The sequence below is a fragment of the Streptomyces sp. RPT161 genome, assembly GCF_027533845.1.
Classification (GTDB): Bacteria; Actinomycetota; Actinomycetes; order Streptomycetales; family Streptomycetaceae; genus Streptantibioticus_A; species Streptantibioticus_A silvisoli_A.
The window spans coordinates 107,290-122,962 of the sequence record NZ_JAPZVN010000011.1; the positions used below are offsets into that span (position 1 = coordinate 107,290).

At 68.1% G+C, this 15,673-nt stretch carries 13 protein-coding genes; 7 read left to right on the plus strand and 6 right to left on the minus strand.

The features are described from left to right. Position 1 precedes the first annotated feature (1 nt). The 4 genes from O5O46_RS21900 (at position 2) to O5O46_RS21915 (ending at position 5,016) form a co-directional block, all read left to right on the plus strand. Positions 2-589 carry a TetR/AcrR family transcriptional regulator gene (locus O5O46_RS21900; protein ID WP_269857224.1) on the plus strand — a complete coding sequence of 196 codons (588 nt, stop codon included), beginning with the start codon at positions 2-4 and terminating at the stop codon, positions 587-589. A 266-nt stretch (positions 590-855) separates the two neighbouring features. Then, complete coding sequence (locus O5O46_RS21905) at positions 856-1,566, plus strand: hypothetical protein (protein ID WP_269857225.1); 711 nt, start codon at positions 856-858, stop codon at positions 1,564-1,566. Between the two features lie 254 nt (positions 1,567-1,820). Continuing rightward, a complete protein-coding gene (locus O5O46_RS21910) occupies positions 1,821-2,345 on the plus strand; it encodes an AAA family ATPase (protein WP_269857226.1) in 525 nt (174 codons plus the stop codon). Between the two features lie 331 nt (positions 2,346-2,676). Further along, the gene (locus O5O46_RS21915) at positions 2,677-5,016 is read left to right on the plus strand and encodes an FHA domain-containing protein (protein WP_269857227.1); all 2,340 of its coding nucleotides are present in this window, start codon (positions 2,677-2,679) and stop codon (positions 5,014-5,016) included. A 330-nt stretch (positions 5,017-5,346) separates the two neighbouring features. Here O5O46_RS21915 and O5O46_RS21920 read toward each other — a convergent pair whose 3' ends face one another. The 3 genes from O5O46_RS21920 to O5O46_RS21930 all read right to left on the minus strand — a co-directional run bounded on the left by O5O46_RS21920 (position 5,347) and on the right by O5O46_RS21930 (position 9,324). After that, positions 5,347-6,822 (minus strand): glutamate decarboxylase, encoded by a 1,476-nt coding sequence (locus O5O46_RS21920; RefSeq protein ID WP_443072592.1) that lies wholly within the window; start codon positions 6,820-6,822, stop codon positions 5,347-5,349. Between the two features lie 246 nt (positions 6,823-7,068). Beyond that, positions 7,069-8,466, minus strand: a complete 1,398-nt coding sequence (locus O5O46_RS21925; protein WP_269857229.1) for an MFS transporter — start codon at positions 8,464-8,466, stop codon at positions 7,069-7,071. Positions 8,467-8,775: 309 nt separating this feature from the next. After that, the gene (locus O5O46_RS21930) at positions 8,776-9,324 is read right to left on the minus strand and encodes a hypothetical protein (RefSeq protein ID WP_269857230.1); all 549 of its coding nucleotides are present in this window, start codon (positions 9,322-9,324) and stop codon (positions 8,776-8,778) included. A 176-nt stretch (positions 9,325-9,500) separates the two neighbouring features. On the opposite strand from O5O46_RS21930, the gene O5O46_RS21935 reads away from it, so the two are divergent. The 3 genes from O5O46_RS21935 to efeB all read left to right on the plus strand — a co-directional run bounded on the left by O5O46_RS21935 (position 9,501) and on the right by efeB (position 13,136). Further along, complete coding sequence (locus tag O5O46_RS21935) at positions 9,501-10,379, plus strand: alkaline phosphatase family protein (RefSeq protein ID WP_269857231.1); 879 nt, start codon at positions 9,501-9,503, stop codon at positions 10,377-10,379. Positions 10,380-10,463: 84 nt separating this feature from the next. Next, entirely contained in the window at positions 10,464-11,675 is a 1,212-nt protein-coding gene (locus O5O46_RS21940) for an EfeM/EfeO family lipoprotein (protein ID WP_269857232.1), read from the plus strand. Between the two features lie 168 nt (positions 11,676-11,843). Further along, entirely contained in the window at positions 11,844-13,136 is a 1,293-nt protein-coding gene (gene efeB / locus O5O46_RS21945) for an iron uptake transporter deferrochelatase/peroxidase subunit (protein ID WP_269857233.1), read from the plus strand. Between the two features lie 288 nt (positions 13,137-13,424). Here the strand turns inward: efeB and O5O46_RS35625 are convergent, their stop codons facing one another. The 3 genes from O5O46_RS35625 to O5O46_RS21955 all read right to left on the minus strand — a co-directional run bounded on the left by O5O46_RS35625 (position 13,425) and on the right by O5O46_RS21955 (position 15,377). Then, entirely contained in the window at positions 13,425-13,589 is a 165-nt protein-coding gene (locus O5O46_RS35625; RefSeq protein WP_443072593.1) for a DUF317 domain-containing protein, read from the minus strand. A 105-nt stretch (positions 13,590-13,694) separates the two neighbouring features. Continuing rightward, on the minus strand, positions 13,695-13,943 hold the full coding sequence (locus O5O46_RS21950) for a DUF3761 domain-containing protein (RefSeq protein WP_269857234.1): 249 nt from the start codon (positions 13,941-13,943) through the stop codon (positions 13,695-13,697). A gap of 348 nt (positions 13,944-14,291) precedes the next feature. Continuing rightward, the gene (locus tag O5O46_RS21955; protein WP_269857235.1) at positions 14,292-15,377 is read right to left on the minus strand and encodes a sulfite oxidase; all 1,086 of its coding nucleotides are present in this window, start codon (positions 15,375-15,377) and stop codon (positions 14,292-14,294) included. Positions 15,378-15,673: the final 296 nt, after the last annotated feature.

Consider the following 15,673-nt stretch of genomic DNA (forward strand, 5'->3'; position numbering starts at 1 on the left):
CATGAACGAGCCGTCCGGACGCCGTGAACGTAAGAAGGCCGCGACCCGCCAGAAGATCGCTGACGCCGCCCTGCGGCTCTTCCTGGAACGCGGGTACGACGCGGTGGGCATCCGAGACGTGGCCGCTGAGGCCGACGTGGCCGTCACCACGCTCTTCTCCCACTTCGCCTCGAAAGAGGCCCTGGTGTTCGAGCAGGACGAAGACTTCGAGCAACGCCTCACGCAGGCGGTCACCGGCCGGGCGCCGCACGAGCCGCTCATCCCTGCGCTGCGCCGCGAGATGCAGGCCCTGGTGCGACACTGCGCGGCGGACAGCGCCGCCCCGATCTGGCGCATGGTCGACGAATCACCTGCCCTGCGGGAGTACGAGGAGTCGATGAGGCTGCGCCACGCACAGTCGCTGGCCACGGCCATCGCCGCCGATCTCGACCTGTCGCACACCACAACGGCCTGCCGGACGATCGCGAGGTTCGTGATCGACGCCCATTCGCTGGCCCGTGAGGCGGCCGACCCCGAGGCCGCTGTGGACGAGATCTTCCGGATGATCGAGGCGGCCTGGGAGGTCACCTGCCGTTCTCAACGCGCGTGAGGAACAGTTCCTCCAGGTAGGACAGGGGCCAGTCGGGACGGTCTTGACGGTGCTGGGGCCGGGGTGGCCTGCGGGCAGCGGGCCGAGCCGCACATTCCGATCAATGCCTTGCTGTCGGGGCCGATGGCGGTGCCGATGGGGGCGGCGCCAACTCCGCCGCTCCAGGGGCGCAAGTCGTCACAGGAACGGGCCAACCCACATGATGCGGGCCTGCCGTCACTCGTATGGCGGATGGTTCGCCAGCGTCGCCCTTGTACCTGGTGAGGTTGCCGACAATCAACCTCATGACCTCTTCTGCGCCCTTGGGGCGACGCCACGTACTGCGTCAGGCAGCGGTTGCCGCCCTTGCCGGGGCAGGGCTGTTTGCGACGGCCGGGCCGGCGGCCCACGCAGCCTCGCGCCGGGCGGATGCGCTGCTGCCACCCATCGCACAGACCGTCAACCTCAGCCTGAACATCTTCGGGGCCTCTCTGGTCCTGCCACTGCCCAAGCCGCTTCCGCGGCTGAACTTCCTTGGCTCGCAGACCGTGAAGATCCTCATCGGCGGCACCGACTTCGTCCGTATGCAGATCCTGAGCCTGTCGCTGGAGGCAGACCATCCACTGCTGGGGAAGGTCACCTTGAGCGAGCCGGACATCGACACCTCACCGAGCAGCATCCTCAAGCTGGGCCCCGCCGGGCTCATCGAGACCTTGCTCATGTCACCGAAGATGACCATCGACCGGCTTGGTGACCTCGCCGGCCCTCTGACGTTCAGGATGACGACACCAGCGCAGGCAACCGGCACTCTCACGCACTTCCCGCCGCCGCCCCAGGGCACGAATCCCGACGGATCCCCCACCGGCGGCGCCTTCCTCCGCGCCGCGGGGCCGATGAACTTCACACTGGAGGGAGTTCTGCCTTCGGGCGGCACCCTCCCGGACCTGACCGCCGTCAAGCTGCAATGGGACGGTGTCAACGAGGGAGCCCTGGCCTGAGGCTGGCCCCACCGACGGGGGGATTGTCAGTGCCCGCCGTCACGACGTGCCTCAGGCCCGGCGTCGGTGACGGCGGGACTGCAAACCCGGAGCTGGTGGCAAGTACGCCGCCTTCGGTGCCGACTATCGCCCTCAGCGTGTGGCCATGCAGCAGGTCAAGCCGTCGTCGAGGTGTGCCCCTAAGAAGCGCCGAAGCCGTACCGGGTTGCTGCTGTGCCCGTTCCCCAGGCCCGCACAGCGGTAGCGTCGGTCGCATGATCGTATGGCTCAACGGCACCCACGGCGCAGGCAAGACGACGACCAGTGCGCTCGTGCAGCCACTGATCCCGGATTCACGGGTGTTCGACGCCGAGAAGGTCGGCGAGACACTCATGGACATCACGCCGGGGCTGCCCAGGACGGACAACTTCCAGCACTGGCCGCCGTGGCGGCAGCTCGTAGTCGAGACCGCCCGCCGCGTACTCGACTACACCGGCGGCACTCTGGTGATGCCCATGACCGTCCTGGTCGAGCAGTACTGGCGCGAGATCAGCGTGGGCCTCGCCCAACATGCCATTCCGATACGGCACTTCGTCCTCCACGCTGACCAGGACACCCTCCGCGGGCGCATCGCGGCCGACACCGTTGTTGGCCCCAACTCCCCGTTCCGTCTCAAATACCTTGAGCCGTACGCCGAGGCGGCCCGCACGTGGCTACACGACGAGGCCGAGGTAGTCGACACCACGCACCTCACGCCCGCCCAGGCCGCCGTGCGGATCGCAGAGGCCGTCAAGAGTTGAGGTCCAGTCGCCACGCGAAACAGCGGCGCGATGCGGTTCCACTTGGGATTCGGAGGTGAACACCACGACCTCGCCGGTGTCGACGGCGGTCGCGGTGCACCGGTAATGCGTCGGCCATGCCTGGCCGTCAAGGTCGGCGAGGTCGCCCTTCCGCCCGTCACTGCCCTCCTGGCAGCTAGCGCCAAGTGGGCGTTCACTGTCTAGGAATGTTCTGCGCCGCACCCGCTCCGGGAACAGGGTGTGCTCGTCTTGGCGGCCAGGTTGCGGATGACGGCCGAGACCCACGCTTCCGCCCAGGCGTGCCAAGCCTCCCGACGGTAAAATTCCGCTCATGGGAAGGCGATTGCTCCCATCCTTCGCGCCTGAACTGGTCCTTGGGACGAAAGGCGATTCCCAGGTCATCCTTCCGAGCCGCTCCTACCACTTCGGGCGCGACCCGATGGGGGAAGTTGTGTGCGCGGATCCCCGGGTCTCCTGGCACCATGCGGTGCTTCGTCCGGCCAGGGGCGGCTGGATACTGGCGGACGCAGGCAGTGCCAACGGAACGTACGCCGACGGCCGACGAGTGCGTCATGCTCAGGTCGGTCCGGGCAGCGTCATAAGGTTCGGGGACCCCGACGACGGTCCGTGGGTAACGCTCAGCAGCGTGCCGGGTGCCCCAGAGAGCCGGACCGCCCCGGCGGAGGTGCCGTCGGCGACGGGCGAGTTCCGCAGCCCGATCTTGATCCGGCCACTGCCGGTACGCACGATCAGGATCGGTCGTTCACCTGACAACGACCTCGTCGTCGACGATCTCCTGGTCTCACGCGACCACGCGGAACTCAGGGCACGGCCCGACGGCAGCTACGAGATCGTTGATCTGGGCAGCCACAACGGTACGTATCTCAATGGCCAGCCGGTCTTGCGGGCGGTGGTTCATCAGGGCGACATCATCGGCATCGGTCACGCGGACTTCCGCCTCGTCGGGAACGAGCTCCTGGAGTTCGTCGACATCGGTGAGGTCTCGCTGAGCGTCCAGGATCTGGAGGTGCGGGTCGACGACGGCCGCAAGACGCTCCTTGAGCGCCTGTCGTTTCCCGTCGGGGAAAAGTGCCTGCTCGCTGTCGTCGGTCCGAGCGGCTCAGGCAAGTCCACCCTTCTCAACGCGCTCACCGGCCTGCGCCCGGCGGACGGTGGCACGGTCCTGTACGACGGCCGCGATCTCTACCGGGACTACGCGGAGCTGCGCCAACGGATCGGCCTGGTGCCGCAGGAGGACATCCTGCACTCCCAGCTGTCCGTGCGCCGAGCTCTGAGCTACGCCGCCGAGCTGCGCTTCCCGGCAGACACCGACAAGACCGAGCGGCAGTCGCGGGTGGACGAGGTGATCAGCGACCTGGGCCTGGAGGCCCGAGCCGACCAGAGGATCCACAGCCTGTCGGGCGGCCAGCGCAAGAGGGTCAGTGTGGCCCTCGAACTGCTCACCAAGCCGTCACTCCTCTTCCTGGATGAGCCGACCTCGGGCCTAGACCCCGGTATGGACCGCTCGGTGATGAAGATGCTGCGCGGCCTCGCGGACGACGGACGCACCGTCATCGTCGTGACCCACAGCGTGCTCAACCTCGATGTGTGCGACCGTCTCCTCGTCCTCGCCCCCGGGGGCAGGCTCGCCTACTACGGGCCGCCGGACAAGACTTTGCCCACCCTCGGGTTCGACCACTGGCCCGAGGCGTTCGAAGCGTTCGAGCACGACAAGGAACGGGACTGGGCCGCCGAATACCGCGCTTCGCCCCTGCACGATGAGTACATCGTCGAGGCCATGGAACAGCCGCGCCCCAGGAGCTGCCCGGGGCATGCGACCGTCCAGCTGCCCAAGCCACAGAGCAGGACCGTCCAGCTCGGTACGCTGATTCGCCGCTATGCGGCCGTACTCGCGTCCGACCGGACCTTCTTGACGATCATGGTCGCGTTGCCGTTCGTCATGGGGGCGATGGCTCGTGCTCTCGCAGGGAGCCAGCTCAATCAGAACACGGCGCTCAACGCGCTCCTCATCCTGTGCGTCGGAGGGGTGCTCACCGGGGCGGCCAACGCCGTGCGGGAGCTGGCCAAGGAGCGGGCGATCTACCAGCGGGAGCGGGCAGTGGGGCTGTCTCGTGCTGCCTACCTGTTCTCCAAGATCGTGGTACTTGGCGCCATCACTGTGGGCCAGGCCGTGGTGCTCACTCTCGTCGGGCTTTCCGGAGTGGGTCTGGGGATCCATGGCCGGGGCGCGGTGTCTCTTCCGCCGCTCCTTGAGATCACCCTCGCCGTGGCGCTGCTCTCCTTCACTTCCATGATGCTGGGACTGCTCGTCTCCGCGCTGGTGCGGAAGGAGGAGGGCACCATGCCGCTGCTGGTCTTTGTCACCCTCGTCCAGGTTGTGTTCTGCGGCGCGCTGCTCAAGCTCAACGGAGTGCTCGGGCTGGAGCAGCTCTCCTGGCTGGTGGCGTCGCGCTGGGCGTTCGGTGCCGTCGCCGGGACGGTCGACCTGCATGCCATCGCGCCCTCGACCAACACCGCGGATCCGCTCTTCACGCACTCGCCGGGCGTTTGGGGGCTGAACATGGGCATGATGCTCGTGCTCTCGGTCATTGAGGGCATCCTCGTGTTGAGAATGCTGCGTCGGCACGAACCCGCCATCATGCGGAAGTAGTGGCACAGACTCGGCGCGGTTCTGGCGTGCGTCCCCATCCGCCCGACTCGGCTCGCCGCTTACCGTTGTCACCCTGTCATGCTTGGTGATGTTGGTTTTGAGTCGATGCCAGCGGACGCCGAGCCGGAGTCGATGGCGTACTGCAACGGCTGCGGTCCCCGGCTGCTGGCGGTGTCCGGCGGCACTCCATCACGCCGCTTCGTGGATGACCTGGACAGAGGCGAGCGTGGAGGAGCCACTCAGCAACCCCACAGGGAGCAGGCGAGCACTGGGCCTGCGGGAGCCCGCGGGCTATGAAGGGAGTCGACCGACGGGCCACCGCCACGCCGTTCAGCCAGCGGTGCCTTTGCCGCCGCTGATCATCGAGGGCGACGGTGCAGGCTTCTGGCTCCCCCCACGCAGTACGACGCGAGGGCCGTACTGTTTGGCCAGTTGGTCCGTGACGCGGCGCAGGTCGTCCAGGAACAGTTGGGCCAGCTCACCGCTGAACCCGTGCCGGACCACCACGCGCAGGACGGCCAGGTCCGCGCGGTTGCGCGGAAGGGTGTACGCGGGGACCTGCCAGCCTCGTTCGCGCAGGGTGCGGGAGACATCGAAGACGGTGAAGTTGCCGGCCTCCGGGGCCAGATGGAAAGCGAGCACCGGAAGTTGGGATCCGTCACTGAGCAGCCGGTAAGGGCCGATCGCGGCGATCTCCTCGGCCAGTGCCCGCGCGATGCTACGGCAGCGTCCTTGAATCCGGCGCAGCCCGCTGCGGCCGTAGCGCAGGAAGCTGTAGTACTGGGCCACCACCTGGGAGGCGGGACGTGAGAAGCTTAGCCCGAGGGTCGGCATATGGCCGCCGAGGTAGTTGACCTGGAAGATCAGCTCCTGCGGGACGGTCTCGGCGTCACGCCAGACCGCCCAGCCGATGCTGGGGTAGACCAGGCCGAACTTGTGGCCGGAGGCGTTGATGGACACCACGCGGTGCAACCGGAAGTCCCAGTCGAGGTCAGGATCCATGAAGGGGGCGACCATGGCCCCGGAGGCCCCGTCCACGTGGACGGGGATGTCGATGCCGGTCCGCTGCTGGAGGGCATCCAGCGCGGCGCAGATCCGGTCGACGGGTTCGTAGGAGCCGTCGAGGGTGGAACCCAGGACGGAGACGACACCGATGGTGTTCTGGTCGCAGTACTGGGCGAGGAGTTCCTGGGTGAGGTGGTAGCGGCCGTTCTCCAGCGGGACGAGTCGTGGCTCCACGTCGAAGTACCGGGCGAACTTCTTCCAGCAGACCTGGACGTTGGCGCCCATCACCAGGTTGGGGCGACCGGAATCGAGGCCACTTGCGCGGCGACGCTCCCGCCAGCGGTGTTTGAGTACCAGTCCGGCGAGCATCGCGGCCTCACTGGAGCCGGTGGTGGAGCAGCCGACACAGGCGTCCGGAAACGGCGCGTTCCACAACCGTGCGAGCATGCGCACGCACCGTTCCTCCATGGCCGCGGTCTGCGGGTACTCCTCGCGGTCGACGGCGTTCTTCGCCAACGACTCGTCCATCAGCGCCCGTGCCTGGGGCTCCATCCAACTGGTCGCGAAAGTGGCCAGGTTGAGCCGCGCGTTGCCGTCCAGCATCAGTTCGTCGTGGACCAACCGGTAGGCGGCCTCCGGCTCCATCTCCTCCTCAGGCAACTCCGTACGGGCAAGACGCAACGGCGCACCGGACGACACGTGATCATCACAGGTACAGCTTGGTGGGCAGGCAGCATGCTGCAATGCCACAACGGGCTCCTTCCAGGAAGTCGGAGGACCTCCCTCCGCAGGTACGGACATGGACGCTACGCCGTCGACCACACCGGTTCTTGACAGTTCTGTCCCGCTTTGCTGGCATATTGCCGAGACGAGAACGTGGCTTTCCGGCGATACGACAACTCGTGCGACATCCGCACGACAGGCCGCCGTAGGCGCCCGACCTCGGCAACTCGGCCACCATCCGTCGAATACGTGCCACCACGCTTACCCCCCACCGCCGAAGTAGAAGTCGCTGGGGCAGAAGGCTGGGCCGCGCCGGGGGGCCGTTCAGCGCGGGGGCTGTCGTTCGGCGTCGTCCACCGCTTGCCGGGCGGGACCGGGCAGGCGGCCGGTGCCCCAGGAGCCCGCCGCCTCCGGCCCGCCGCCGGCCTCCGAACCGGAGGTCGCCGGCAGGCCGGGCGAGATCATGGTGCCCTCCACCCCCGGGGCGCCGGTGCGGTCCGGCAGCTTCCGCATCCGGTACATGAGGGCCACGGCCGTCGCCGAGGAGAGGCCGAAACACGTGCAGCACACCCAGGGCAGCCAGGGCACGGCAAACCGTTTGGCGACGTCCATGGACCAGCCGACCATCGCGTTGCCGCCGGCCGCGGTCAGCCCGGCGAAGACGTAGAACAACCCGAAGTAGGTGCCGGCCAGGGACTCCCGTCCGAACCTGGGGATCATCTCCAGCACCGCGGGGTGGGCGACCATGGTGCCGCCGAACAGGAGCAGTGAGCCGATGCTCAAGATCACCATCCGTGGGACGATCTGCGCCAGGCCGGTGGGCGGTTGCCGATGGCAGATCAGCAGCGGTGGCAGGAAGGACAGTGCCATCACCACCAGGCCCGGGGCGACCCAGCGCGGGCCGCCGCCATGCCGTTCCAACGCCCTGGTGATGGGCAGTTGGAAGCAGTTGGCGACCGCGCCCAGGCCCAGCAGCACGCCGGCCGCGCCTTCCCAGCCGGAGGCGTTGCGGGCGCCTTCCGGTAGCAGCAGGCAGAGTTGGTTCTCCACGATGAACATGCCGGTGGTGGCGAAGGAGAACAGCAGGAACCTGCGGTTTCCGAAGACCTCCAGCCAGTCGCCGAGGACGCTGCCCCGGCTGGCGGCGACGGGCGGGCTGTTCGGCAGCACCATCGCCTGGCCCACGGTCAGCAGGGCGAAGACGCAGGCGCCGACCACCGCCCAGCCCCGGAAGTCGGTGCCGCACACCACGCTGCCAAGGACCAGTCCGATCAGTGAGCCGATGGTGGCGTAGACGTTGAGCAGGGCGAAGGCCTCCGCCTTGCGTACGCAGGGGGCCAGGGCGACATAGGCGCGGGTGGACGGATAGAACAGCCCGGCCGCCAGCCCGTTGAGCACCGAGGCAGCGCACACCACCGGCAGGGTGCTACCGAAGGCGAAGAGCGAGAAGCCCAGGGTGCGCAGGGCGCACCCGGCGATGATCACGGTGTGGGGCCCCAGCCGGTCGGTGGCCGAGCCGCCGAGCAGAAACAGCCCCTGCTGGCCCAGGTTGCGGATCCCCAGTACGAGACCGACAGAGGCGGCGGAGAGGCCGAGATCTCGCCGCAGATAAACCGCCAGAAGCGGCACCAGGATGTAGAACCCGATGTCGACCCCGAATTGGTTGATCAACAGCAACCGCAATGCGAGGGGGAACTCCCGAGTTGCACGAAAAGCTTTCATGCGCATCCCTGAATTCATGTCGATCGGGGGAAACGTCGCGCTTCGAGCAAGCGCGAAAGGCCCGGCAAAGGTGCGAAAAATGCACGAAGCGAGGGGAGCGTTACGGACTGACCTCGCATTTACCCTGATCACCCCATGATCAGGGAGCTGGACGGGTCGTCGTCCGGCTCATCGGTTCCCTCTTCCCGGGACAGGGGACAGCCAGCACTCAATGGCGTTGAGCGGGTGGCCGATCATATGCTTTTGCGGTGCATCCCCATCGACTCCCGACGGTGCTCGGAAGAATACGCAACAGACACGTTAGCAAAGCTAAGAGGTTTTCGATAGAGCGAGCTTCCTGGCAATTACATCCGGATCGCCGAGGCGGTACGGAATTTCACCGCTCTTTTCTTCGATCCGGGAACCCGCGTCCGGCGAACAGAGCTCCGAGGCCGCCATCGAAGGTACCGGCCTGGGTATGCCTGACCGGCTGCCCCGACTGATCAATGATCTGGCCTGGTATGTCCGCGTTTCCGTCTTACCTGACAGGGCGTCAGCAACTCGGCCGGTCTCGTTGGAGTGGTGTGCGTAGAGCGGGATCAGCCGCGCGAAGACCCGCGAGGCGATCAGGTGGAACATCCCGATGATCCTGTCATGGCTGACCGCGAGTGCGTCGTGCCAGGTCAGTCCGGCGAAGTCATCCTGAAGCCTGATCAGGATCGGCCGCGCGGCGTTACGGTGCCTGCTCGCCCGCCGCGGAACCACCTTGCGGCGCACCACTACCCGGCGGTGCGTCAGCGTCGCGGTGATCAGGGCTGCGGCCCCGGCTGATGGGCTGTCACCCATGAGTTCACGAAATTGACAGTTCATCGACAACATGGCGGTGCCTTCGCCGGGAATACTCCCCGACGGCACCGAAGCCGGGACGCGCGATGCCCGGCCCCGCCCCGAACCGGTTCGCGGCTCACACCACGGACCGGGGCCGCGGGTTTCAGCACCTCCCCTGTGGGCCGGCTACCGAACGCCGGCCGCTTCTCCTTGGAGTGTCAGTGTCCATGCGTTCGAGGTCGCGTCTTGCCGTGTTGTCCGCGGTCGCCCTGACGACCGCCGCCGCCACGTGCTTCGCCCTGTTCCCGCAGAGCCCGGCCGCCGCCCGCACCCAGCTGGCGTCGAGCACCGCCTCCGCTCCCTCGCACATCGTGGTCGTGATGGAGGAGAACCACTCCTACGACGACATCATCGGCGACACCAATGACGCCCCCTACATCAACTCCCTGGCGTCACAGGGCGCGTTGATGACCCAGTCGTTCGCCGTCACACACCCCAGCGAGCCGAACTACATGGCGCTGTTCGGCGGCAGTGACTTCGGGCTCACTTCCGACGCCTGTCCGACCAACGAGGGCGACACGCCCAACCTCGGCTCCGAACTGCTGGGCGCCGGCTACACGTTCAAGGGCTACTCGGAGGACCTGCCCAGAACCGGCTCGACCGTTTGCAGGAGCGGCAGTTACGCGCGCAAGCACTCGCCGTGGGTCAACTTCAGCAACGTACCGGGCGCCGACTCACTGCCGTTCAGCTCCTTCCCCACTGACTACAGCACACTGCCCACCGTGTCGTTCGTGATCCCGAACCTGGACGACGACATGCACGACGGAACCATCAACCAGGCGGACAGCTGGCTGCAGAGCAACATCTCCTCCTACGCGACCTGGGCGCAGCAGAACAACAGCCTGCTCGTCGTCACCTGGGACGAGGACGACTACACCGAGAGCAACCAGATCCCCACGATCATCGTCGGTGCCGGCGTGAAGCCCGGCCAGTACAGCGAGGCGATCAACCACTACAACGTGCTCGCCACTCTGGAGCGGTTCTACGGCCTGTCGCCGGTCGGCGAGAGCGCCAACGCCACGCCGATCACTGACATCTTCGGCTGACAGCCGTCCCTCGCATCCGTCCCCCGGACTCCCCGGGGGACGCCTCCTCCCGGCCCCGACGACCGAAGGGACCATCCCGCCGCCATGCCGGACCCTGTGCTGTCCGAACCCCGCAAATCACCCGCGCGTCAAGGACGTTGGCGTGGTGCCGGGCTGGCCGTCCTACTCTTGCTGGGGGCGGCCGCGCTGACCGGCTCCACGCAGGCGCCCGGCGAAGCCCTGCCCGGCGGATCGCTGCGGGTGGACGCCGCCGGTTGCGGCACGCCTCCCGCGCATCTGCCCGCCGGCCGGCTCTCCTTCGCCGTCACCAACGGCGACAAAGTCTTCGCCAGCATCTACGTGGTCTCGCCCGATGGCAGTCTGGCCTACGCGGAGATCCCCTGGCTCGGCCCGAACAAGACCTTGCCGCTGGCGACCACACTGACCGGCGGTGACTACGCCATCCGCTGCGTCTTCTCGAACGGGACGGTGAGAACCTCCCGCACGGTGCGGGTCTCCGGCACCGCCACCGGCGCGGTGGCCGGCTACCGTCCGCTGTCCGACCTGGAGATGACCGGACCGGTCAAGGCCTACCGCGCGTACGTCACTGCCGCGTTCCCCGGGCTGCTGGCGGCCACCCGTACCCTGGAAGCCGATCTCACCCGCGGCGACCTGGCCGCCGCCAAGACCGACTGGCTCACCGCGCACCTTGAGTATGAGCGCCTGGGTGCGGCCTACCACTCCTTCGGCGAGTACGACGACGCGATCAACGGGATGGCGAACGGTCTGCCGCAGGGCATGGACAGTCCGCAGTGGACCGGCTTCTTCGCCCTGGAGCACGGCCTCTGGCACGGTGCGCCCGTCAGCCGACTTCAACAGCTCGGCCGGCGGCTGGTAGCCGACATCGTCAACCTGCGGCAGGACTTCCCGAGCGAGGACACCGACCCGGGCGATCTGTCACTACGCGCGCACGAAATACTGGAGAACGCCCTGCAGTTCCAGTTGGGCGGCATCGCCGACTACGGCAGCGGCACCACGCTGGCCACCCTGAGCGCCAACATCCAAGGCACACAAGAGGATTTGAGCGTGCTGGCCCCGGTACTCAGCCCGCGCGACCCCGAGTTGCTCAGCCAGCTGAACCAGCAGTTGGCGGCATATTCGACTGAGGTGACGTCCCATCGGAGCGCCTCCGGCGTCTGGACGCCGGTGACCCGGCTCGACGCCTCCCAGCGTCGAAGGCTCGACGGCGACCTCGGCCACCTCCTGGAGGAACTGGCCGCCGTACCCAACCTGCTCACTCCAAGGAACCACGCATGACCTCCTCAGCCGGCCGGAAACGGAGTGACACAAGACAGGCAAGGCGCCTGCGTGCGGTCGATGGTGGACGGAGGTCCGAATGACGGTTGGACGCCTGTCCCCGACCCGCTCCGCACGAGTTCCGATTCCTTCTCCGGCCACAGCCGGGGGTCTCTTCGGAGGCAACAGATGAACGCCCCCCACACTCCCGCTCCCGGCGGCTGCCCGATGGCCGCAGGTCAGGCCGAACCGCTGCGCCGACGCTCCTTCCTGCGCGGCGCCACCTTGGGGGCCACCGTCGGCGCCGCGGTCGGCGCGGGGGCACTGGCCGGGGCGGTGACGGCGGCCGCCGAGCCCGGCCCGGGGCCGTCCGGTCGGCTGATCCCCTTCCACGGACCGCACCAGGCGGGCATCACCACCCCGCAGCAGGCCGCGGCGTCGTTCGTCGCCTTCACCGTCATCGGGCGCGACCGGGGCGGCCTGTTGGGGCTCTTCCAGACCCTGACCGACCGGATCCGCGCGCTGACCGCCGGTGGCCCGGTGCCCGCCACCGACCTCGCCTCCCCACCCAGTGACAGTGCCACACTCGGCCCGGTACTGCCCGCCGACGGCCTGACCGTCACGGTCGCCGTCGGCGCCTCGCTCTTCGACGGGCGTTACGGGTTGGCCACGCGCAAGCCCGCGAAGCTGGTGCCGATGCCGGTCTTTCCGGACGACGACCTGGTGGGTTCCAGGGAACTGCACGGTGACATCATGCTGCAGATCTGCGCTGATTCCCGGGACACCGTGATGCACGCACTGCGCGACATCACCAGGCACACCCGCGGTGCGATGCAGGCGAGTTGGAAGGTCGACGGATTCCACGCGGCACCGCGACCGAGCGGTACCCCACGCAACCAACTCGGCTTCAAGGACGGCATCGCCAACCCCGACGTCGGTGACGGCTCGGTAGCGGACGCGGTGCTGTGGACACACGGTGGCTCCTCCGGCGAACCCGCCTGGGTCGAGGGCGGCTCGTACCAGGTGGTGCGGATCATCCGGATGCTGGTCGAGTTCTGGGACCGGGTCTCGCTGCACGAGCAGGAGAACATGATCGGACGGCGGCGCGACAGCGGAGCGCCGCTGGACGGAACCCGGGAGTCCGACCCGCCCGACTACCACGCCGATCCCCTGGGGCTGCTGACCCCGATGAACGCCCACATCAGGCTCGCCAACCCGCGCACCCAGGCCACCGCGAACCAGCAGATCCTGCGCCGGGCCTACAACTACGAGCGCGGGCTCGACCTCGACGGCAACCTCGACGTCGGCCTGGTCTTCTGCTGCTACCAGCAGGACGTGGCCCGCCAGTTCCAGGCCGTCCAGCACCGCCTGGCCGGCGAGCCGCTGGTCGACTACATCTCCCCGACCGGTGGCGGCTACTTCTTCGCCCTGCCCGGCGTCACCGGACCTGACGACCACCTCGGCTCGGCCCTACTGGCCTGACGCCCCTGGACGCCGAGGGCGAGCGGCGTGAAGACGCAATCGCCCCGTTGGGCGTGAAGGGTGCAACCCTGGACGCACCGCTCGACCGGGGGCCCGCACTGCGGCCATCCGAAGTGGGCGACCTCGCTGCGGTACCGGCAGGCATGGGGGTGTGCCGGAGCGTCGGCAGTGGCTGGAGGGAATCGGTCAAGGCGGTGATGGTTTCGTTCCTGTTGGTGAAGTGGTGTGGCGGAAGACGAGCCGCCCGAGGCGGGAGGCGGCTCGGGCGGCTTGAGTTGGGGATCGGGGTCAGGATGTGGCGAGCAGGGCGGCGGTGAACGCCCGGATCGCGTCGGTCGGTACGGAGGGCGTGAAGCGGGCGCGCCAGGTCGGATCGGCCTCGCGAGCCTTGACCCCGAGCTGATCCGTCCGCAGGGGTACACCGCACCTGGCCGCCGGGTGCCCTTGGCTCAAGCGCTGGGCCGGGTCAGCAGTGCAGGCAACCGAACGCCCGCACCCTGCGGAGTGGTGCGCACGCGGCTGGTGGCTCAGCCGCGTCCCGCGCCTTCCGGGAGTGGCCTACTTGAACCAGTAGCGAACGCCCCGGTGGTGTGAGCAGGTGCCAGAGAAGTGGGCGGAGTAGCTGAACGTGCCGTCCTTGCACTGGGCGGTGGCTCCACGCGGATGCCTGACCCAGGGGGGCAGGTGCCCGTCGTGTGGTGTGCGCAGTGGGCGGTCGGGCGGGCCGTTGCCGCCTGTGCTTCGCCCACTGGGACAAGGAGGGCCGCGGCGACCATGACGGCCGCTGCGGCCCTCCGGAACTTCCACGTGCCAGGAGCGGCGCCAGTGGATATGGCACCGCGGTGCGGGGCTAGGGCGGACGATGTGGTGGTGCGGCTCATGGCCATCCCCCTTTGAACGGTCTGACGAATCACCAATCCTCGTGGCGTCAACAGGCCGGGGATGGCGAATACTTCAGCTGTGATGGTTCGGTGATGGCGCCGCGACCGTGCTGTGTTCCTGCGGCGGTGGAGCGCGGCGTCTCGCGCTCGGGCACCCTGTCGGCGCCGGGACCCGGTGTGGGAAATCGACTCGCCCCCCAGCGAAGCTGGCTGTACATGCTTGTGTTGCCCGCCGCCACCGCACCGTCCTTGAACCGCCTCCGCCGGAGCGGGGTTAGTGGCTGCATGTGACGCGCACGCGGGCCCAGGAGTTGTTGGAGTACCCCCGGGGGTTCCAGACGGTCGCCAGTGATTCGGGCTGCACGGCCGCGGTGGAGTCCCAGGCCCGGGCGAGCAGTTCCGTCGCCCCTGCAGGCAGGGCGAGCGTGATGCGCCAGTGCTGCCACGTCCACGGATTCTCCGGGGCGTCCAGATCCGCGTGCACCCAGCTGCTCCCACCGTCGGGGGATACGTCGACGCGTGCCACGGTCCGGTCGTCCCCAGCGAAGGCGAATCCGGTGATCTCAGTTGCCCCGGGATGCAGCCGTGCGCCCTCGCCGGGCCGCACGATGGTGCAGTGGATCGCTATCGGGCCGAGGGTGATGCCGTCGGTCGCCTCGGTCTGCTCAGGTTCGGCTTCGGCTGGCAGGACGCTGTATTCGGTCTGGAAGTAGTTCTCGGACGGTACGGTCTGCACGGTGATGCGCTGGACCCATTTGACGCTGCGGGCCCCGATCCAGCCAGGGACGACCACGCGCAGTGGTGCGCCGTGCGCGGCAGGCAGCGCCTGGTCGTTCATCGCCCAGGCTAGGAGCACCTCGCTGGAGGTCGCCTTCGCCGCCGGTATGGAGCCGCCGAAAGGCTGCGGCGGCTCGGCGCCCTGGGACACGTCGGTGCCGATGAAGGCTACGTGGGCGGCTTCCGCCTGCAGTCCGGCCTCAGCCAGCACGTCCGCCAGGCTCGCGCCGCTCCAGCGTGCCGTGGAGACGGCCCCCGGCCCCCACGGGACCTGGCCTGGTATGTCGCGGAACCGCATGAGCTCAGCACGGCGATTGCCCGCGCACTGCAGTGTCGCCACCACCGTTCGCTCGCGGAAGCGGCCCTGCAAGTCCTCCATCGAAAGCTCCAGTGGGCGATCGACCAGGCCGTCCACCCGCAGCCGCCAAAGCGCCGCGTCAATGTGAGGGATCGGCCCGTGATTGCGGCCGTAGAAGGTGTCGAGGGGCGTGACCTGGTGCATGAGCGCCTCACCAGGTGGTTCAGCGTTGTACGGCTCGCTCTGGTGAACGATCATGTCGTCCCGCTTGCCCCATAGGCCCATATAGCCACTATGGGCGAAAATTTCTTCGACGGCAGCATCGCTGCGACGAGCAGGGATCGGCTCGTCCGGAACCCGCTACTGCCCCACCCCCGCGGCGGCCGACCGCTGCTGCCTGGCACCGCCTCGCCAGCTACCACCGGCCACCATGTCGCTGCGCCCAGCCGCGCAGGGCGTCTCGAGTCCGCTTTGCGCTTGAAGTTCGTGAGGACCCGAGGCGCTCAAGGTGCAAGGACGTCGAATCCGGATGCCGCCACGCAACGTTCCACAGGGAGTGTCAGGAGGCGCCTGACGTGGTC

Coding starts and splice junctions, on each gene's coding strand:
- O5O46_RS21900 (WP_269857224.1), top strand. CDS start 2: ATGAACGAGCCGTCCGGACGCCGTGAACGTAAGAAGGCCGCGACCCGC.
- O5O46_RS21910 (WP_269857226.1), top strand. CDS start 1,821: ATGATCGTATGGCTCAACGGCACCCACGGCGCAGGCAAGACGACGACC.
- O5O46_RS21915 (WP_269857227.1), top strand. CDS start 2,677: ATGGGAAGGCGATTGCTCCCATCCTTCGCGCCTGAACTGGTCCTTGGG.
- O5O46_RS21920 (WP_443072592.1), bottom strand. CDS start 6,822: ATGTCCGTACCTGCGGAGGGAGGTCCTCCGACTTCCTGGAAGGAGCCC.
- O5O46_RS21925 (WP_269857229.1), bottom strand. CDS start 8,466: ATGAAAGCTTTTCGTGCAACTCGGGAGTTCCCCCTCGCATTGCGGTTG.
- O5O46_RS21930 (WP_269857230.1), bottom strand. CDS start 9,324: ATGTTGTCGATGAACTGTCAATTTCGTGAACTCATGGGTGACAGCCCA.
- O5O46_RS21935 (WP_269857231.1), top strand. CDS start 9,501: ATGCGTTCGAGGTCGCGTCTTGCCGTGTTGTCCGCGGTCGCCCTGACG.
- O5O46_RS21940 (WP_269857232.1), top strand. CDS start 10,464: ATGCCGGACCCTGTGCTGTCCGAACCCCGCAAATCACCCGCGCGTCAA.
- efeB (WP_269857233.1), top strand. CDS start 11,844: ATGAACGCCCCCCACACTCCCGCTCCCGGCGGCTGCCCGATGGCCGCA.
- O5O46_RS21955 (WP_269857235.1), bottom strand. CDS start 15,377: ATGGGCCTATGGGGCAAGCGGGACGACATGATCGTTCACCAGAGCGAG.